This window comes from Rhizobium sp. ZX09 (genome assembly GCF_017357485.1).
Taxonomy (GTDB): Bacteria; Pseudomonadota; Alphaproteobacteria; order Rhizobiales; family Rhizobiaceae; genus Agrobacterium; species Agrobacterium pusense.
This window is the reverse complement of the sequence record NZ_CP031364.1, coordinates 31,613-48,757: the sequence shown is the minus strand read 5'-3', so window position 1 is coordinate 48,757 and position 17,145 is coordinate 31,613. Positions and strand designations below refer to the sequence as shown.

17 protein-coding genes are annotated in these 17,145 nt (G+C 61.0%); 16 read left to right on the top strand and 1 reads right to left on the bottom strand.

Annotated features, from left to right (window positions below; all coding sequences use genetic code 11):
- The first annotated feature begins 40 nt into the window (after positions 1 to 40).
- The 14 genes from BTN45_RS14880 to chrA all read left to right on the top strand — a co-directional run bounded on the left by BTN45_RS14880 (position 41) and on the right by chrA (position 13,221).
- Positions 41 to 952 carry a lytic transglycosylase domain-containing protein gene (locus tag BTN45_RS14880; protein ID WP_042936997.1) on the top strand — a complete coding sequence of 304 codons (912 nt, stop codon included), beginning with the start codon at positions 41 to 43 and terminating at the stop codon, positions 950 to 952.
- 142 nt (positions 953 to 1,094) lie between these two features.
- Entirely contained in the window at positions 1,095 to 1,508 is a 414-nt protein-coding gene (locus BTN45_RS14875; protein ID WP_034496568.1) for a hypothetical protein, read from the top strand.
- Positions 1,509 to 1,701: 193 nt separating this feature from the next.
- Positions 1,702 to 2,685: a 3'-5' exonuclease gene (locus tag BTN45_RS14870; RefSeq protein ID WP_034496567.1), complete on the top strand. Its 984-nt coding sequence runs from the start codon at positions 1,702 to 1,704 to the stop codon at positions 2,683 to 2,685.
- A gap of 168 nt (positions 2,686 to 2,853) precedes the next feature.
- Positions 2,854 to 3,606, top strand: a complete 753-nt coding sequence (locus BTN45_RS14865) for a GntR family transcriptional regulator (protein WP_037092628.1) — start codon at positions 2,854 to 2,856, stop codon at positions 3,604 to 3,606.
- Positions 3,603 to 4,388 (top strand): transporter substrate-binding domain-containing protein, encoded by a 786-nt coding sequence (locus tag BTN45_RS14860; protein ID WP_004444890.1) that lies wholly within the window; start codon positions 3,603 to 3,605, stop codon positions 4,386 to 4,388. Before BTN45_RS14865 ends, BTN45_RS14860 begins: the two co-directional genes overlap by 4 nt.
- Positions 4,389 to 4,457: 69 nt before the next feature.
- Positions 4,458 to 5,129, top strand: a complete 672-nt coding sequence (locus BTN45_RS14855) for an amino acid ABC transporter permease (RefSeq protein WP_034496560.1) — start codon at positions 4,458 to 4,460, stop codon at positions 5,127 to 5,129.
- Entirely contained in the window at positions 5,126 to 5,785 is a 660-nt protein-coding gene (locus BTN45_RS14850) for an amino acid ABC transporter permease (protein ID WP_006700491.1), read from the top strand. The genes BTN45_RS14855 and BTN45_RS14850 overlap by 4 nt, the downstream gene beginning before the upstream one ends.
- Positions 5,763 to 6,488, top strand: coding sequence for an amino acid ABC transporter ATP-binding protein (locus tag BTN45_RS14845; RefSeq protein WP_006700492.1), 726 nt, complete (start codon positions 5,763 to 5,765; stop codon positions 6,486 to 6,488). The genes BTN45_RS14850 and BTN45_RS14845 overlap by 23 nt, the downstream gene beginning before the upstream one ends.
- Positions 6,489 to 6,772: 284 nt before the next feature.
- A complete protein-coding gene (locus BTN45_RS14840; protein ID WP_004444882.1) occupies positions 6,773 to 7,858 on the top strand; it encodes an ABC transporter ATP-binding protein in 1,086 nt (361 codons plus the stop codon).
- 30 nt (positions 7,859 to 7,888) lie between these two features.
- Positions 7,889 to 9,178: a PotD/PotF family extracellular solute-binding protein gene (locus BTN45_RS14835; protein WP_004444880.1), complete on the top strand. Its 1,290-nt coding sequence runs from the start codon at positions 7,889 to 7,891 to the stop codon at positions 9,176 to 9,178.
- 173 nt (positions 9,179 to 9,351) lie between these two features.
- Complete coding sequence (locus BTN45_RS14830) at positions 9,352 to 10,263, top strand: ABC transporter permease (protein ID WP_004444878.1); 912 nt, start codon at positions 9,352 to 9,354, stop codon at positions 10,261 to 10,263.
- A 2-nt stretch (positions 10,264 to 10,265) separates the two neighbouring features.
- On the top strand, positions 10,266 to 11,084 hold the full coding sequence (locus BTN45_RS14825; RefSeq protein WP_022562606.1) for an ABC transporter permease: 819 nt from the start codon (positions 10,266 to 10,268) through the stop codon (positions 11,082 to 11,084).
- A gap of 11 nt (positions 11,085 to 11,095) precedes the next feature.
- Positions 11,096 to 11,854 (top strand): aspartate/glutamate racemase family protein, encoded by a 759-nt coding sequence (locus tag BTN45_RS14820; RefSeq protein WP_048902868.1) that lies wholly within the window; start codon positions 11,096 to 11,098, stop codon positions 11,852 to 11,854.
- Between the two features lie 137 nt (positions 11,855 to 11,991).
- Positions 11,992 to 13,221: a chromate efflux transporter gene (gene chrA / locus BTN45_RS14815; protein ID WP_207589788.1), complete on the top strand. Its 1,230-nt coding sequence runs from the start codon at positions 11,992 to 11,994 to the stop codon at positions 13,219 to 13,221.
- Between the two features lie 5 nt (positions 13,222 to 13,226).
- On the opposite strand, the gene BTN45_RS14810 is transcribed toward chrA, so the two are convergent.
- A complete protein-coding gene (locus BTN45_RS14810; protein ID WP_004444871.1) occupies positions 13,227 to 14,105 on the bottom strand; it encodes a LysR substrate-binding domain-containing protein in 879 nt (292 codons plus the stop codon).
- Between the two features lie 131 nt (positions 14,106 to 14,236).
- On the opposite strand from BTN45_RS14810, the gene ampC reads away from it, so the two are divergent.
- Positions 14,237 to 15,394 carry a class C beta-lactamase gene (ampC, locus tag BTN45_RS14805; RefSeq protein ID WP_207589785.1) on the top strand — a complete coding sequence of 386 codons (1,158 nt, stop codon included), beginning with the start codon at positions 14,237 to 14,239 and terminating at the stop codon, positions 15,392 to 15,394.
- Positions 15,395 to 15,637: 243 nt separating this feature from the next.
- Positions 15,638 to 16,960, top strand: a complete 1,323-nt coding sequence (locus BTN45_RS14800; RefSeq protein ID WP_072492933.1) for a solute carrier family 23 protein — start codon at positions 15,638 to 15,640, stop codon at positions 16,958 to 16,960.
- Positions 16,961 to 17,145: the final 185 nt, after the last annotated feature.

Genomic DNA, 17,145 nt, shown 5'->3' with positions numbered 1-17,145 from the left:
CAGCGCGCCTGAAGATTACGGGGACTTTCGTTTGGCAGGGATGACATCAACAGGCAGGGTCGTGCTCGTTCTCTGCTGGCTGGCGGCGTTTCTCGGGCCGGCGCAGGCCGAAACGCCGGCTGACGGCAAGGCGTCCTGCGCCCATGCCCACGATGTGGCGCCCGAATTGTGCATCAGTCCCCAGAGCTACAACAGGGACCTTTGCCACGCCATCGAGGTTCTCGCCGCGCGCCATGCCGTTCCGCCGGATTATTTCGCCAGGCTGATCTGGCGGGAGAGCCTGTTCCGGGCCGATGCGGTGAGCCCGAAGGGGGCGGAAGGCATTGCCCAGTTCATGCCGGGGACGGCGAGGCTGCGTGGTCTGGACAACAGTTTCAACATCATTGCTGCGCTGGAGGCGTCGTCACGCTATCTGTCGGAGCTGAAGCTGCGCTTCGGTAATTTCGGTCTGGCAGCCGCAGCCTATAATGCCGGCGAGGCGGGGCTGCGCGGTTTTATCGCGACAGGTCGCCTGCCGGTGGAAACGCGCGATTATGTCTTTGCAATCACCGGGTACCCTGTGGAAAGCTGGAAAGACAATCCACCTGATAAGGCCGCGCCGGCGCTGGACGGCAGCCGGCCCTTCATCGACGCCTGCCTGCGGCTTGCCGATACACGCACGATCAACGATCCCGTCCTGATATCTTCGGCCGACTGGGCGCCATGGGGTGTGCAGCTTGCCGCCCATTACAATCCGACGGTGGCGAACCGGCTCTTTACCCGTGCCATAGGCCAATTGTCGGGGCCTCTCAATGCCGAGCGCGCACTGATCGTGCGGCAAAGGGGTGGCAATTTCGGTTCGCGCCCGCGTTACGCCGCGCGCATCGGCCGCGAGACCAGAGCCGAAGCCAATGCGCTTTGTGGTGAAATCCGTGGGGCGGGTGTTCCCTGCACCGTGTTCCGCAACCGCTAGCGGGGGCCGCGGCTGATCATGACAAGTTGATCGGCCCATACGCCGCTCCTCCTTTCAGTGCGAGATGATCGCTCCTAGATTTGCGGCCGGCGGCGACCGCAACCCGCGGGCCGGTGGCGTGTGACGAGGGGATGAATTGCACATGAGATTGCTTGAAACCGGAGCGCTGGCAGCGATGCTGACCATGGCCGTGGCGTGCACCAGCACCGGGCAGACGGAAATCACCCGCACTGTGGCCGGTTTTAAAGGGCAGCCGCGGGAGGCGGCAATCGCCCGGCTTGGCCGCCCCAACAAGGTCATCATCGAAAAGGGCGCAACCGAATCCTACTGGCTGAAAGTGGATGTCGAGACCTATGCGGGGCTCAGCAACCGGCGCGAATACCGGACCGTCGACGGGCAGGCGCAGGTCTCGCAGACCGAGGGCATGAAAATCAAGCAACATCGCCGCGATTGCATCATCAAGATCACCGCGGACGCAGCTTCCATCATCACCACGAGCGAGATCATCGGCGATCCGGCGAGCTGCGAGACTGTCCTGGGGCGTCCGGCTCCCTGACCGCCGTGGTTGAGATCGCCGCAGATTTACAGATGACGGCGGTTTTTTCCGAAGCCTGAAACCGTGCGTGTCTTTCGTTAACGGATTGGCGCCGCCTTTCTGTGGATGAGAGCGTCTGCTGTTGTTACCGTGAGCCTCTACGCATATGTTGGAGTACTGATTTTCGATTTCCGGGCAAGGCGGCAGGCACCTCATGACCTCCCAGTTGGACTTTTTCGCTTCCGCGGCCGCGCGGCTTCCCGAGACCGAACGGGGGCGAAAAATGCCGGGACGCGGAGCGGTGCAGAGGGTCGCAATGGATGATGAGGGGCTGGCGGGCTATCTCGAATCCACCGGCAATTACCGCGTTCTGCGCAAGCTCATGCCGCGTCAGGTCGTGGAACGGCCAAGGCCGGAATTTTCCCGCCGGGGCGTGATCCTCGACACGGAAACCACGGGTCTGAACCACCGGACGGACGAAATAATCGAGATCGGCGTCATCGCCTTCACGTTCGACGATCAGGGCGCCATTGGCGACGTCACCGGCATTTACGGCGGACTTCGGCAGCCCAACGTCGCCATACCGGCGGAGATCACCCGGCTGACTGGGATCACCGATGACATGGTTGCGGGGCAGGCGATCGACATGGAGCGGCTGACTTTTCTCGTCGGCGATGCTGATCTGATCATTGCCCACAATGCCGGCTTCGACCGTCCCTTCTGTGAAGCCTTCTCGCCCATATTCAATGAGAAGGCCTGGGCCTGCTCCGTTTCCGAAATCGACTGGCGGGTGCGTGGATTTGAGGGCAACAAGCTGGGTTATCTGATCGGTCAGTCCGGTTATTTCCATGATGGTCATCGCGCCGTTGATGATTGCTTCGCGCTGCTGGAGGTGCTCGAGCAGAACCGGCCGGGCCAGGAAGGCATGACGCCCTTCATGGAGCTTCACGCGGCTAGCCGTAGATCGCGCGTCCGGATCTACGCGGAGAACAGCCCCTTCGATATGAAGGATCACCTGAAGAAGCGGGGTTATCGCTGGTCGGACGGTTCGGACGGCCGGCCGAAATCCTGGTGGGCGGAGCTGCCGGAAGAGATGCTGGCGGAGGAGCTGCATTTTCTGCGCACCGAAATCTATCGTTGGGACGCCGACCCTACGGTCAAATATCTCACGGCTTTCGACCGGTTCAAGGCCGGGTAGGGTTAATCGCCTGCGGGCGTTTTTGATCGAGTGATGAAAATCTGTCCTGTTAACAGGCTGCTTCTTTCGTGTGCGCTGGACAGGTTGCTCAAATTTTGAGCTCATGTCGTTTTCCCCGCGATTTAAAGTGGGGAATCCGTCTGGCACGGGCTTTGCTTTCTGTCTTGTATGCAAGATTTACATACCAGGCAGGATCGTCAGATAAACATTGAAGAGGCCATCGTATCCGGCATTTTGTCGGCGCGTATCCGGCCGGGCACACGGCTCAGCGAAAACCAGCTTGCCGGTCTTTTCTCCGTATCGCGCACCCGGGTACGCGAGGCGATGATGCGGCTGGAAACCCGGGGAATCGTGCACGTTAGTGCGAGGCGGGGCTGGTTCGTGGTCGAGCCGTCTGCCGAGGAGGCGATGACCATCTATGAAGCGCGCCGGATCATCGAATCCGGGTTAGTGCGCAGTATGCGGACCCTTACCGAAGAAGGGCGCGGCGTTCTCCTGGCGCATCTCGAGGAAGAGAAAGTCGCCATAGCCGCGGGCGACCGGCAGCGCCTGACCTGCCTCATGGGCGATTTTCACATCAGGATCGCCGAGCTTTGTGGCAATGCCGTCCTCGTTGAACTGCTGCGCGACCTGACGGCCCGCACGATCCTCATTTCCATGCTTTACCAGTCGGAATTTCATGCGCTGCAGTCGCATCAGGGACATTGCCGGATATTCGAGGCGATGGCAGCCGGCGATTTCGCGAGGGCGGCGGAGCTTTCAATCGAACATCTGGACGAGGTGGAAACCGGCCTCGATCTCACCCGGCGACCTGACCCGCTCGCCGGTCTTCGCCACTCGCTCGCCCTTCCGGAACATAACCGCGGCGATACCGACAAAAAAACCGAGCAACAGAACCAGCACAAGGAGAATGACCCATGATATTCAGACGGACCTTCATCGCCGCCGCCGCCATGGCTGCCGCCTTCGGATTTTCCGCGCCCGCAAAGGCGGACGCCCTTGCCGACATTGCCGCACGCGGCACGCTGCGCGTCGCCGTGCCGCAGGATTTTCCACCCTTTGGCAGTGTCGGGGCCGACATGACCCCGCAGGGTTATGACATCGACGTCGCGAAGCTGATCGCCGACAAGCTGGGCGTGAAGGTGGAGCTGGTGCCAGTCACCAGCGCCAACCGCGTTCCCTATCTGCAGACCAACAAGGTCGATCTGGTGATCTCCAGCCTCGGCAAGAACGCCGAACGCGAGAAGGTCATCGATTTTTCGACCGCCTATGCTCCTTTTTTCAACGGCGTGTTCGGTCCGCAGGACGTCTCCCTCTCCAAAGCCGAGGACCTGAAGGGCAAGACCGTTGCCGTGACACGCGGTTCTGTCGAAGACCTCGAGCTGACGAAGGTTGCGCCCGCTGACGCCACCATCAAGCGCTATGAGGACAATAACGGCACCATTTCCGCCTTCCTGTCCGGTCAGGCGGAGGTTGTCGCAACCGGCAATGTGGTCGCCGCCGCCATTCTGGCGAAGAACCCGCCGAAGCGGCCGGAAATGAAATTCCTGATCAAGAATTCGCCCTGCTACATCGGCCTCAACAAAAATGAGACGGCCCTGCTGGAGAAGGTCAATGCGACTATCGCCGCGGCCAAGGCGGACGGTTCGCTGAATGCCATCGCCACCAAATGGCTCGGGCAGGATCTGCCGGCCGATCTCTGATCGTCACATATCCCCGTCGTCCCGGTTCCCCGGGACGGCTTTCTCACCACCGGCGCAAGGGGACTTTTCTTGAGCTATCAATTTGATTTCCTGTGGCTCGGCGAATATTGGCCGCAGATTGCCAAGGGTATTGCCATCACCAGCCAGCTGACGCTGGTGGGCGGCGTTATCGGCGTGTCGCTCGGCACCGCCTGCGCCTGGGCCCGTGCGCTTGGCCCCTCCTGGCTAAGGCCCATCGTCGGCGGTTACGTCGAACTCATCCGCAATACGCCTTTCCTCATCCAGCTGTTTTTTATCTTTTTCGGCCTGCCGTCGCTTGGTTTCAAGCTTTCGGAGCTGACCGCCGCCAATCTGGCGATGATCGTCAATCTCGGCGCCTATAGCTGCGAGATCATTCGCGCCGGCATCCAGGCAACACCGAAAGGCCAGTTCGAGGCGGGGGCGAGCCTTGCGATGACTCGCTTCGAAACCTTCCGCCACGTGGTGCTCCGGCCATCGCTGCAGCGCATCTGGCCAGCGCTCACGTCGCAGGTTGTCATCGTCATGCTCGGGTCGGCGGTTGTCTCGCAGATCGCGGTGGAAGACCTGACGTTTGCGGCCAACTTCATCCAGTCGCGCACCTTCCGCGCCTTCGAGGCCTATATTGTTTCGACGGTGATCTACCTGCTGCTCGCGATCCTGCTGCGGCAGGGCATGCTGGCGCTGGGCGGCTTCCTTTTTCCGCGGAGGCTGGCGCGATGATGGAATTCACCTTCTGGGATATTCTGCGCAACCTGTTGCTTGCCACGCGCTGGACGCTGCTGCTGTCGCTGGTTTCCTTCGCTGGCGGAGGCCTGGTCGGCCTCGCGCTTCTGTGGCTGCGCATCAGTTCGCGTCCGGCCTTGAGCCGTCTTGCCCGCATCTACATCGAAGTCTTTCAGGGTACGCCGCTCCTGATGCAGCTTTTCATCGCCTTTTTCGGCCTCGGCCTCTTCGGAATCGATGTTCCAGCCTGGCTTGCCGCAGGCGTGGCGCTCATCCTGTGGACTGCTGCGTTTCTGGCGGAAATCTGGCGCGGCTGTGTAGAGTCGATCGCAAAGGGGCAATGGGAAGCCTCGGCAAGCCTTGCCATGGGCCGCCTTCAGCAGATGCGTTACGTCATCCTGCCCCAGGCGATGAAGATCGCCATTCCACCGACAGTCGGTTTTTCCGTCCAGGTGATCAAAGGCACCGCGCTCACCTCCATTATCGGTTTCGTTGAACTGTCCAAGGCCGGCACGATCGTCACCAACGCGACCTTCCAGCCTTTCACGGTATACGGGCTGGTGGCGCTCATCTATTTCGCCCTCTGCTGGCCGCTGTCGAAATCCAGCCAGTTTCTCGAAAGGAAGCTCAATGTCGCTCATCGAAATCACTGAAGTCCACAAGAGCTTTGGCGACAACGAAGTGCTGAAGGGCATCAACCTGGATGTCGAGCCCGGAGAGGTGATCGCGATCATCGGGAAAAGCGGTTCGGGAAAATCGACGCTGCTGCGCTGTATCAACGGTCTTGAGACGATCAGCAGCGGCTCCATTCAGGTGGCGGGCGCCCAGCTGCTTGATGACGAGCTGCATCTGAAGGCCCTCAGATTAAAGGTGGGCATGATTTTCCAGCAGTTCAATCTCTTTCCGCATCTGACTGCCGGCGGCAATGTGATGCTGTCGCAGATGGTTGTGAAGAAGCTGGCGGCGCCCGAGGCGGAGGCGATGGCGCGCAGGATGCTGGAGCGTGTCGGTCTGGCGCACAAGTTCGACGCTTATCCGGACCAGCTCTCCGGCGGTCAGCAGCAGCGTGTGGCCATCGCCCGCGCGCTTGCCATGCAGCCCATCGCGCTTCTGTGTGATGAAATCACGTCCGCGCTTGACCCGGAACTGGTGTCGGAGGTGCTCGCTGTCGTGCGTGAGCTTGCCAGGGAGGGCATGACACTTTTGATGGTGACGCATGAAATGAAGTTCGCCCGTGACGTCTGCTCGCGCGTCGTCTTCATGCATCAGGGACGGGTACACGAGATCGGCCCGCCGGAAGAAGTTTTCGCTAACCCCCGCACACCGGAACTCAGGCAGTTCCTCGGTGTGCTCTAACATTCCATGGCTGCGCACGCCTGCAGAGCGGCGTGCGCAGTGGTCCGTGCGCCGCAGGCTTCGCGCTGCGACTTGCGGGTTCATGCGCCATGTGAACCAGCGGCGCGTAATCAATTAGTCGCCAAGATTGCATACAATTTTTCCATCGCATCGAAAACAATCGCTGTAAATTTGGGCACTCTTCTCACCCTGTGTTTCTCCTCTTTTAAATTATCCTTTTGCATCAATGAGAAAGCCGATTGGCACGCCTCCTGCATGGATAGAAGTGTCGCAGGAGAGTGTTTATGAGCAAAGCCGCCGCAATTGACATCGCTTCCGTATCCAAGATTTACGGCAACACCACCGCCGTGCATGCGATAAGCCTGAAGATACCGGCCGGGAGCTACTGCTGCCTGCTCGGCCCGTCGGGCTGCGGCAAGACCTCGACGCTCAGGATGATCGCTGGTCACGAGAGCATTTCCAGCGGCGATGTCAGGCTTGGCAACACCGTCGTGACCGATCTGCCGCCCGCCCGGCGCGGCACGGCGATGATGTTCCAGTCCTATGCGCTGTTTCCGCATCTCGATCTCGTCGACAATGTCGCCTTCAGCCTCAAGATGAAGGGTGTGGACAGGGAGACCCGGCGCACAAAGGCGCTGGACATGCTGCGCCTGATGCAGCTCGAGCCTTATGCCGGCCGCCGCCCGGCCCAGCTTTCCGGCGGGCAGCAGCAGCGCGTGGCGCTGGCGCGCGCGCTCATTACCGATCCCGAGGCGCTGTTGCTGGACGAGCCGCTTTCGGCGCTCGATCCCTTCCTCAAGATCCGCATGCGCGCAGAGCTGAAGAAGCTGCAGACTTCACTCGGCATCACTTTCGTCCACGTCACCCACAGTCAGGAAGAGGCGATGGCACTGGCCGATATCATCGTCGTCATGAATGACGGCCGGATCGAGCAGGCGGCGACCCCGCGTGAGGTTTTCGAGCGACCGGCGACCGCTTTCGTCGCCCGTTTCATGGGCGACCACAATGTCATTTCCGGACGATTCAGGGAAAGGTCCGGCGAGCTGGTAACGCTTGAAGTCGCAGGCGGCGGCACATTTACCGCGACAGGCGCGGCGCCGGATGACGGGGCGGTCGATATCGCCGTTCGCACCGATCGGGTGCGTGTGGGTGAGACCGATCAACCCGGTCTCGGTTTCACGGGCATCGTCTCCAATGTCGAGTATCGCGGCGCCACCGTGAAGATCGCCGTGACCGGCGCCGGCATGGAGGATTTCAACGTCATCCTCAGCGACGCCGCCTTTTTCGAAAACCCGGTCAGGACCGGCGACGCCATACCCCTTTCATGGAATGCGGCCGATGCCATCGTGCTCGGCCGGGTAGAGAAGTGACCCCAAAAATAACCAGAGGAGAACTTTGAAATGACCGATACCACCAGCAGCAAGAAGGGCCTGTCCCGCCGCGGCCTCCTGAAAGCGGGCGCGGCTGCCACGGGTGCGGCGATCGGCTCCGGCCTCATCACCGGCTTCCCGACCATCTGGGCGCAGAACCCCATCACCATCCGCCAGTTCGGGACCGGCGTCTCCAACCTCAACGCCATTGCCGAAAAGTGCAAGGCGGACCTCGGGATCACTCTTGAGATGACGGCGACGGATTCCGACGCCGCTGCCCAGCGCGCCGTCACCCAGCCGAACTCCTACGATATCGCCGATATCGAATACTGGATCCTGAAGAAGGTCTATCCGGCCGGCGTCATCCAGCCGATGGAAATCAAGAAGCTCAAATATTACGACAAGATCGTGCCGCTGTTCAAAAACGGCAAGCTGAAGCCTGACAGCGTGGTCGCGCAGGGCACTGCGCCGCACACTGTCGGTTACGTCGAGAAGCCCGGCGACAAGACATTTGCCAAGGGTGAGACCGATTATTTCACCATGGTTCCGACCATCTACAATGCCGATACGCTCGGCATCCGCCCCGATCTCGTCGGCCGCGATATCACCAGCTGGGCCGATATCATGGATCCCAAGTTCAAGGGCAAGACCTCCATCCTCAACATCCCGTCGATCGGGATCATGGACGCGGCGATGATCATGGAAGCCATGGGCAACATCAAATATGCCGACAAGGGCAACATGACGAAGGCGGAAATCGACAAGACCATCGATTTCCTCATCAAGGCCAAGAAGGACGGCCAGTTCCGCGCCTTCTGGAAGAGCTTCGACGAAAGCGTCAACCTCATGGCCTCGGGCGAAGTCATCATCCAGTCCATGTGGTCACCGGCCGTTGCCGCGGTCCGCTCCAAGGGCATCGCCTGCAAGTACCAGCCGCTGAAGGAAGGCTATCGCTCCTGGGGCGGCGGTCTCGGTCTTGCCAAGCATCTGTCCGGTGCGAAGCTCGATGCAGCCTATGAATATATCAACTGGTACACTTCGGGCTGGGTCGGCGCCTACCTCAACCGTCAGGGTTATTACTCCGCCGCCATGGAAACGGCGAAGGAGCACATGACCGCCGACGAGTGGGGTTACTGGGTCGAGGGCAAGGCGGCTCAGGGCGATATCATCGCGCCAGACGGCAAGGTCATGGAAAAGGCCGGTGCCGTGCGCGATGGCGGTTCCTTCGAGGAGCGTATGGGCAAGGTGGCGTGCTGGAACTCGGTCATGGACGAAGACCGCTACATGGTCCGCCGCTGGAACGAATTCATCGCGGCGTGATGCTTTCAGGACGACCGGCGGCAAGTGCCGCCGGTCAATTGCGACAGGCACCCACCTCTCGACGTCATCCTCGGGTCAAGCCGAGGATGACGTCGAGGGTGTGGCGGACCTTTCAACGTGCCCGCTGGCGGCAATGCCGCCGGCACTTCTGCAAATCCACAGAAAGGCTCCCTATGGTGACGGTCAGACTCATCGGCGTCAGCGACAAGAAGGACAGACCGCCCCGCAGCTTCGCGCTGCCGCAAAAACTCGTCTCCTATGTGCAGGCTGCCCCGCTTTTCCTGATCCTCGGCTTTTTCCTGGCTCTGCCGATCCTGATGATCGCCGTCGTCAGCTTCTGGGATTACGATTTCGCCCAGATGTATCCTGATTTCGTGACCTTCAATTACAGCGAGACACTGGGATCGTGGGTCACCTGGCAGACCTATCTAAATACGCTGAAATATGCAGCGATGGTCTGGGCCATCACGCTGTTCTGCGGTTTCTGGGTGGCTTATTTCCTCGCCTTTCACATCCGCACCACCACCATGCAGATGGTGCTGTTCCTTGTCTGCACCGTGCCCTTCCTGACGTCCAACATCATCCGCATGATTTCGTGGATACCCGTTCTGGGGCGAAACGGTCTCGTCAACAGCGCGCTGGTCGGCACCGGCATCATCCCCGAGCCGATCGAGTGGCTGCTCTATTCCGATTTCGCCGTGGTGCTGGCCATGGTGCATCTCTATACGCTGTTCATGGTCACGCCGATCTTCAATACGCTGATGCGCATCGACAAATCCTTGATCGAGGCGGCGCGCGACGCTGGTGCGACCGGCTGGCAGACGCTCACCAATGTCATCATCCCGCTCGCAAAACCCGGCATGGCGATCGGCAGCATCTTCGTTGTCACGCTGGTCATGGCCGATTTTTCCACGGTTCAGGTCATGTCGGGCGGCCAGAGCGCCTCGGTGGCGCTGATGATGAAGAACCAGATGTCGCTGCTGCAATATCCGGCCGCCGCTGCCAATGCCGTCATCCTGCTCGTCCTCGTTCTTCTGATGGTCGCGGGCATCCTGCGCATCGTCGATATCCGCAAGGAGCTTTGATCATGCACCGGGAAAAACGCGGCCGCGAATTCTATATCCTCGCTTTCTTTTTCGCCCTCTTCGTGCTGTTTCTTTACGGCCCGTTGTCGGCCATCCTCATCCTCGCCTTCCAGGGGCCGAACGGAGGCCTAACGTTCCCGCTGAACGGCGTCTCGCTGCACTGGTTCGGCAATCTCTTCGAACAGCAGGCAGTCGGCGATTTCGGCGGATCGTTCCGCCGTTCCTTCGCTCTCGGCCTGATGGTCATGGTCGTAACCGTGCTTGTCTCGCTGCTGGCCGGCCTGGCCTTCCGTCGCAAATTCATCGGCGCGACGCCGCTGTTTTATCTGTCGGTCGCCAGCCTGGTGGTGCCTTCCATCATCATATCCCTTGGCATTGGTGTTTTGTTTCAGCAGCTTGGGCTTGAACCTTCATGGTATACATCAGCTTTTGGCGCGCATCTGACCTGGACGTTGCCCTTCGGCGTTCTCATCATGCTTGCCGTCTTCAATCGGTTTTCGCCATCCTATGAGGAAGCGGCGCGCGATCTCGGTGCGTCCTCATGGCAGACCTTCGCCCATGTGGTGCTGCCGATGATCGCGCCGAGCCTGATCGGTGTCGGCCTCTTCGGGTTCACGCTTTCCTACGACGAGTTCGCCCGCACATTGATGACGTCTGGCACCTACAACACGTTGCCGCTGGAAATCTACGGCATGACCACCAATGTCACGACCCCTGTGCTTTATGCGCTCGGCGCCGTTACCACCCTGTTTTCCTTCCTGGTGATTGCGGCCACGCTCGGCCTGATCGTCACCCTTAATCGACGCCATTCGCGCGGATGAAGAAACCCAAGATGCGCATTCTCGTCATCAATCCCAATACCACGCAGTCCATGACCGCGACCATCGCCGACGCCGCGACACGGGTGGCGGGCCGCGATACGGAAATCCTTGCCGTCACCTCTTCCATGGGGCCAGTCTCCATCGAAGGTTATTACGACGAGGTATTCGCGGTGCCTGGCCTTCTGCTGGAGCTTGCCAAGGCTCCGGCGCTGCGCGTCGACGCGGCGATCATCGCCTGTTTCGATGATACCGGGCTTGATGCGGCCCGGGCTCTTGCAGATATTCCCGTCATCGGCATCTGTGAGGCGGCGGTTTCCGCCACGGCCTTCATCGCGCAGAAATTCACCATCGTCACGACGATGGAACGGTCCCGGCTGCCGCTCGAACATCTCGTCCAGCGTTATGGCATGTCTTCCCGCTGCAATGTCCGCGCCGCCGACATTCCGGTGCTGTCGCTGGAAGAGGCGGGTTCGAATGCACGCGAAAGGCTGCGGGAGGAAATCTCCCTGGCGCTGAGGCAGGATCGTGCCGAGGCGATCGTGCTCGGCTGCGCCGGCATGGCCGACCTGACGGCGGAACTCCGCGCCGAATTCGGCGTCCCTGTCATTGACGGCGTCGCAGCAGCCGTCAAACAGGCGGAAGCACTGGTATCCATGGGGCTCTCCACCGCCAAGCGCGGCGCTTATGCCACGCCGGTCGCCAAGCCCTATCGCGGATTGCTGGACATGTTTCAGCCGGGCAGGAGCGGCGGGATGCCGGAGGGCGGCTGAGACGTTTCCCGGTCCGGTTCACACGGTGCTGATTTCGCAAGCCCCTTCATATCCCTGTCGTAATAGTGTCTGATACCCTCGGCGTTTCAGTGCGGACGATATGTATGCGCAGCCGTCATACGCTTAGGGAGCTATCGTTGAATTCCTCGACACCCACGATTTCGAAAGACACCGCGCGTCACAAAATCGGAACGCCCGGCGAAGTTTTCGCGGCCTTTCTGAAGCTCGGGGTCACGTCCTTTGGCGGCCCCATCGCTCATCTCGGCTATTTTCGCGATGAGCTGGTCGTCCGGCGCAAATGGGTCGATGAAGCTGGTTATGCGGACCTTGTGGCGCTCTGCCAGTTTCTGCCTGGTCCCGCTTCCAGCCAGGTGGGCTTTGCGCTCGGGCTGCTGAGGGCAGGGCCGCTCGGGGCGCTGGCCGCCTGGACGGCGTTTACGCTGCCATCTGCCATTCTTCTCGTCGCTTTCGCACTGGTCGCCGCATCCATCGAAGGCCCCGTCGGCACCGGTCTGCTGCATGGACTGAAGATCGTCGCTGTTGCCGTGGTCGCCCACGCGGTATGGGGAATGGCAAAAAGCCTCGCACCGGATCGTGAGCGCGCGACCATCGCGATGGCCGCCATCGTCTGTGTCGTATTCATCGCCGGCGCTTTCGGGCAAATCCTGGCGCTTTGCGCCGGAGCGCTCTCCGGGCTGGTCTTCTGCCGCGCCGCCTCGGCGGGGTCGACCAGCCATCTTGCCTTCCGCGTGTCGAAACGCGTGGGATATGTTTCGCTTGCCGCTGTCGCCCTTCTTCTCGTTCTGCTGCCGGTTTTTGCGGCGGGCGCGGCCTGGCAGGGGCTCTCCTTGTTTGATGCCTTCTATCGGGCCGGCGCGCTGGTCTTCGGCGGCGGCCACGTGGTGTTGCCTCTTCTGCAGTCCGAAGTCGTCGCCTCGGGCTGGGTCACCAGGGATGCCTTCATTACCGGCTATGGCGCAACGCAGGCCGTGCCCGGTCCGCTCTTCACTTTTGCTGCTTATCTCGGCGCGGTGGCGGGCCCTCAGCCGAACGGCGTGGCGGGCGCAGCCATCGCTCTCGTCGCCATCTTCCTGCCCGGCATGTTGCTTCTCGTCGGCGCACTTCCTTTCTGGGAGGGTTTTCGCCGGCATCCTCTGGCGCAGGCCGCCATGCGCGGCGCCAATGCCGCGGTGGTCGGCATATTGGGCGCGGCGCTTTATGATCCCGTCTGGACCAGCGCCGTCTTCACCCCCAGGGATTTTGCACTGGCGCTTGCGGGTTTCATCCTGCTGACGGTCTGGAAAGCGCCGCCATGGGTCGTCGTTCTTCTTTGCGCGGCCGGCGGCGTGGCGCTCGCCCTCGTGTAAAGGCTTCAGGCAGTGCTGATGCTGTCGAACAGCCAGTCGGAAAAGACCTGCATGGCTGGGGTCGGCGGTTTCGATTGCAGCCGGGTCAACCAATAGCTTCCGAGCGACATGGTGACGGGAAAAGGTTGGACGACCGCTCCGGAAGCCAGATGCCGTGAAAACATCGACGGCGGCGCCAGCGCGACACCGAGCCCTTGCAGGGCGGCCTCCATCATCCCGAGCGACGTGTCGAAGACAATGCCGGCATTGACCTGTGCGGCCGGCGTGACGCCCGCCGCCGCAAACCAGCTGCTCCATTCATCGGCGCGGTAACTGCGCAGCAATGTCGCTTCCATCAGGTCGGCCGGCGCTTTCAGCGTTTCCGCCAGTTTCGGCGTGCACAGCGGCGAAAGCGGCGCGTCAAAGAGACGAAACGCATCCGTGCCGTGCCACGAGCCCTGACCGAAACGAATGGCGAAATCCAGCCCCTCTGCCGCCATATCCACCCGGTTGTTGTTGGTGGAAACCCTGACGTCAATAAAGGGGTGGCGCTTCTGAAACGCCTGCAGGCGCGGCAGCAGCCAGCCGACCGCGAAGGTGCCGACAACGCCGAGAAACAGCAGTTCGCGCACCTGCCCGGCCTCGATGCGGTCAAGCGTCGTTGCCATCTGGTCGAAGGAACTGGTCACCGTCGGCAGCAGGGCTTCGCCTTCCGCAGTTATCTTCAGGCCGCGCGGGAGACGTTGAAAAAGCGCGACGCCCAGCCGCTTTTCCAGTCCCTTGACCTGCTGGCTCACAGCCGCCTGCGTCACGCATAGTTCGATCGCCGCGCGGGTAAAGCTCAGATGCCGCGCGGAAGCTTCGAACGCGCGCAAACCGTTCAGGGGAAGAAATTGACGGACCATTCGAGACCTAGATTTTCTTGTGTCTCCTCCGAGATATCATGATTTGTTCGTGCAATGTAGGGCGGCTAAACGTCTTTCGCGCTGGCTGGGGAAACGCCTGATATCCACCTGAGGTTTTGGAGACGAGACAGATGAATTTTCACCGCGGACATATCGTATGGACGGCCATGCTTTCGGCGATCCTCCTCACGCCGGCTCTGGCCGCCGACGAGGCGAGGCTGAAGGCGATAACGGATGCGGCGATCAAGCCCATCATGGAAAAGAACGGCATACCCGGGCTTGCGGTCGGCATCAGCGTCGATGGAGAGAGTTACATCTTAACTTACGGCGTGATGTCAAAAAGCACCGGCCAGCCGGTGACGGCTGAAACGCTGTTCGAACTCGGCTCCATCAGCAAGACATTCACGGCTACCCTTGCGACCTACGCCGAGGCGAACGGGCATTTGTCGCTGTCCGGCAGGGTCAAGGATTATCTTCCGGGAATGAAGGGCACCGCTTTCGGTGACGTTACATTGACGCATCTGGGCACCCACACCGCAGGCGGCTTTCCGCTACAGGTGCCTGACAATGTCAAAACGGAAACGCAGCTGCTTGCTTATCTCAAGAGCTGGAAGCCTTCTTACGGCGCCGGAACGCACAGGACCTACGCCAATCCCAGCATCGGCATGCTGGGCTACATCACGGCAAAGGCGATGGGGCAGGGCTACGACGCCGCCATGCAGGACACGCTCTTTCCCGCGCTCGGGCTGAAGGACACGTTCACGGTCGTTCCCAAGGCGAAGTTGGCCAATTATGCACAGGGCTACACGCGAAACGACGAGCCGGCCCGCCTGACGCCGGGCATTCTATCTTCGGAAGCCTATGGCGTCAGATCGACGGCGACAGACATGATCCGCTTCGTCAACGCGAATCTGGGGCTTGAAAAACTGGACGGCAAGATCCGGCAGGCGATCGCAAGCACCCATACCGGTTATTTCGCGGTCGGCGCCATGACGCAGGATCTCGTCTGGGAGCAATATGCCCGGCCCGTCGCCTTGAAGACGCTTGTCCAGTCCAATTCCGGCGTGCTTCTCAAAAACGTTCCGGTGCAGGAAATCGCACCGCCCCTGAAGCCCGGACAGGATGTCTTCATCAATAAGACGGGTTCCACCAATGGTTTTGGTGCCTATGTCGCCTTCATCCCTCAACGGAAACTCGGCATCGTCATACTGGCCAACAAAAACTATCCCAATGAGGATCGTGTCACGGCGGCCGTTGAGATTTTGACGGCTGTCGACAAGGCGGACTGATATCCGCTTGATGCTTCCTTGCGTGCCGGCGCGGGGTGCACTCCCGCCGGCGCCAAACGCATTTCGATCCCGCCGCCCGGATGACAGCGAGAACCAATCGCGCTACCGGAGAAAAGATACGCCGGCCACCGATTCGATCTCGGCCGACCGCGCTTATCATCAAAAGGCAACTCTTTTTGCGCGGCTGCGATCTGCGACGGAAAAGCCGTCAGTCTCGCGCCGGGCGGTTCGTGGGGGACGACGATGAGCGACACGGGTGGTTATTTTCCTCGCTGGCGATTGAAAACCGAAGGGCGCATCATGCCGGATGAGCGGTTGCCCGCCGGGCAGACCGCGGTGCTCGGTTTGCAGCATGTCGTGGCCATGTTCGGCTCCACGGTTCTCGCGCCGCTGATCATGGGCTTCGATCCGAATGTATCGATCCTGTTTTCCGGTATTTCCACGCTGATCTTCTTCATCGCCGTTGGCGGTCGCGTGCCGAGCTATCTTGGTTCGTCCTTCGCCTTCATCGGCCCCGTTCTGGTGGCGACCGGGGCGGCGGCGGGCGCGGCAAGCCCGAATATCGCGCTTGCGCTTGGCGGCATCATCGCCGCGGGCGTGCTTTATGCACTGATTGGCGTGATCGTCATGATTGCCGGTCATAACTGGATCGAGCGGCTGATGCCGCCGGTCCTGACGGGGGCCATCGTCGCCGCCATCGGCCTCGTGCTTGCGCCGATCGCGATAGCCAGCGCCTCGGGCTCCGGCCCTGGCAATCCCGATGGCGACCAGCTGTCGCGATGGATTGCCATTCTGACGGTCACCTCGGTCGGTGCGATTGCCGTCTATGCGCCCGGAATGGCGCGGCGTTTGCCGATCCTCATCGGCGGCGCGATCGCCTATCTCGCCTATCTCGTGGTGGCGAACGGTCTCGGCCTCGGCAAACCGGTTGATTTTTCAGGCGTCGCGGCCGCGGCCTGGTTCGGATTGCCAACCTTCACAACGCCGGTCTTTTCCGCATCGGCAATCGCATTGATCGCTCCGGTCGTCGTCATCCTCGTGGCGGAAAATCTCGGGCACATCAAGGCTATCGGCGCGATGACCGGCAGGAACCTCGATCCCTATCTCGGCCGGGCCTTTATCGGCGACGGCATCGCGACCATCTTCTCCGGCGCCTTTGGCGGAACCGGCATGACCACCTATGCCGAGAACATGGGCGTCATGGCGATAACCCGCATCTTCTCGACGCTCGTTTTCATTGTCGCGGCGTTGGTGGCTATCCTCCTCGGCTTTTCGCCGAAATTTGGCGCGCTGATACAGACGATACCCGGGCCTGTCATCGGCGGCCTGTCCGTCGTCGTCTTCGGCCTCATTGCGGCAACCGCCGGGCGCATTTGGGTGGAAAACAAGGTCGACTTTTCCGAACCACGCAACCTCATCACGGTGGGTATCGCCCTTGTTCTGGGGGCAGGAAATTTCAAGCTGAATGTGGGCGGATTCACGCTCGATGGCATCGGCACGGCGACAATCGGCGCCATCGCCTTTTATCATCTGCTCGGCCTCGGCAAGCCGGCGCAGGGACGATAAGGCGGGGAGTGCCGGCGCTGCCTGGCGGCAAAGATGTGGGATGGGCGAAATATCGCGCATCCCCGCGCTTACAGGCATGCGACATCTTGTCAGCGGCCCCGGGTTGGCGTAGTCGAAACCGACAGAAACCCGGGGGCGACCAGCACTACCGTTTGGTGGCGCTGTGTTCGGCTCCATAGACATCA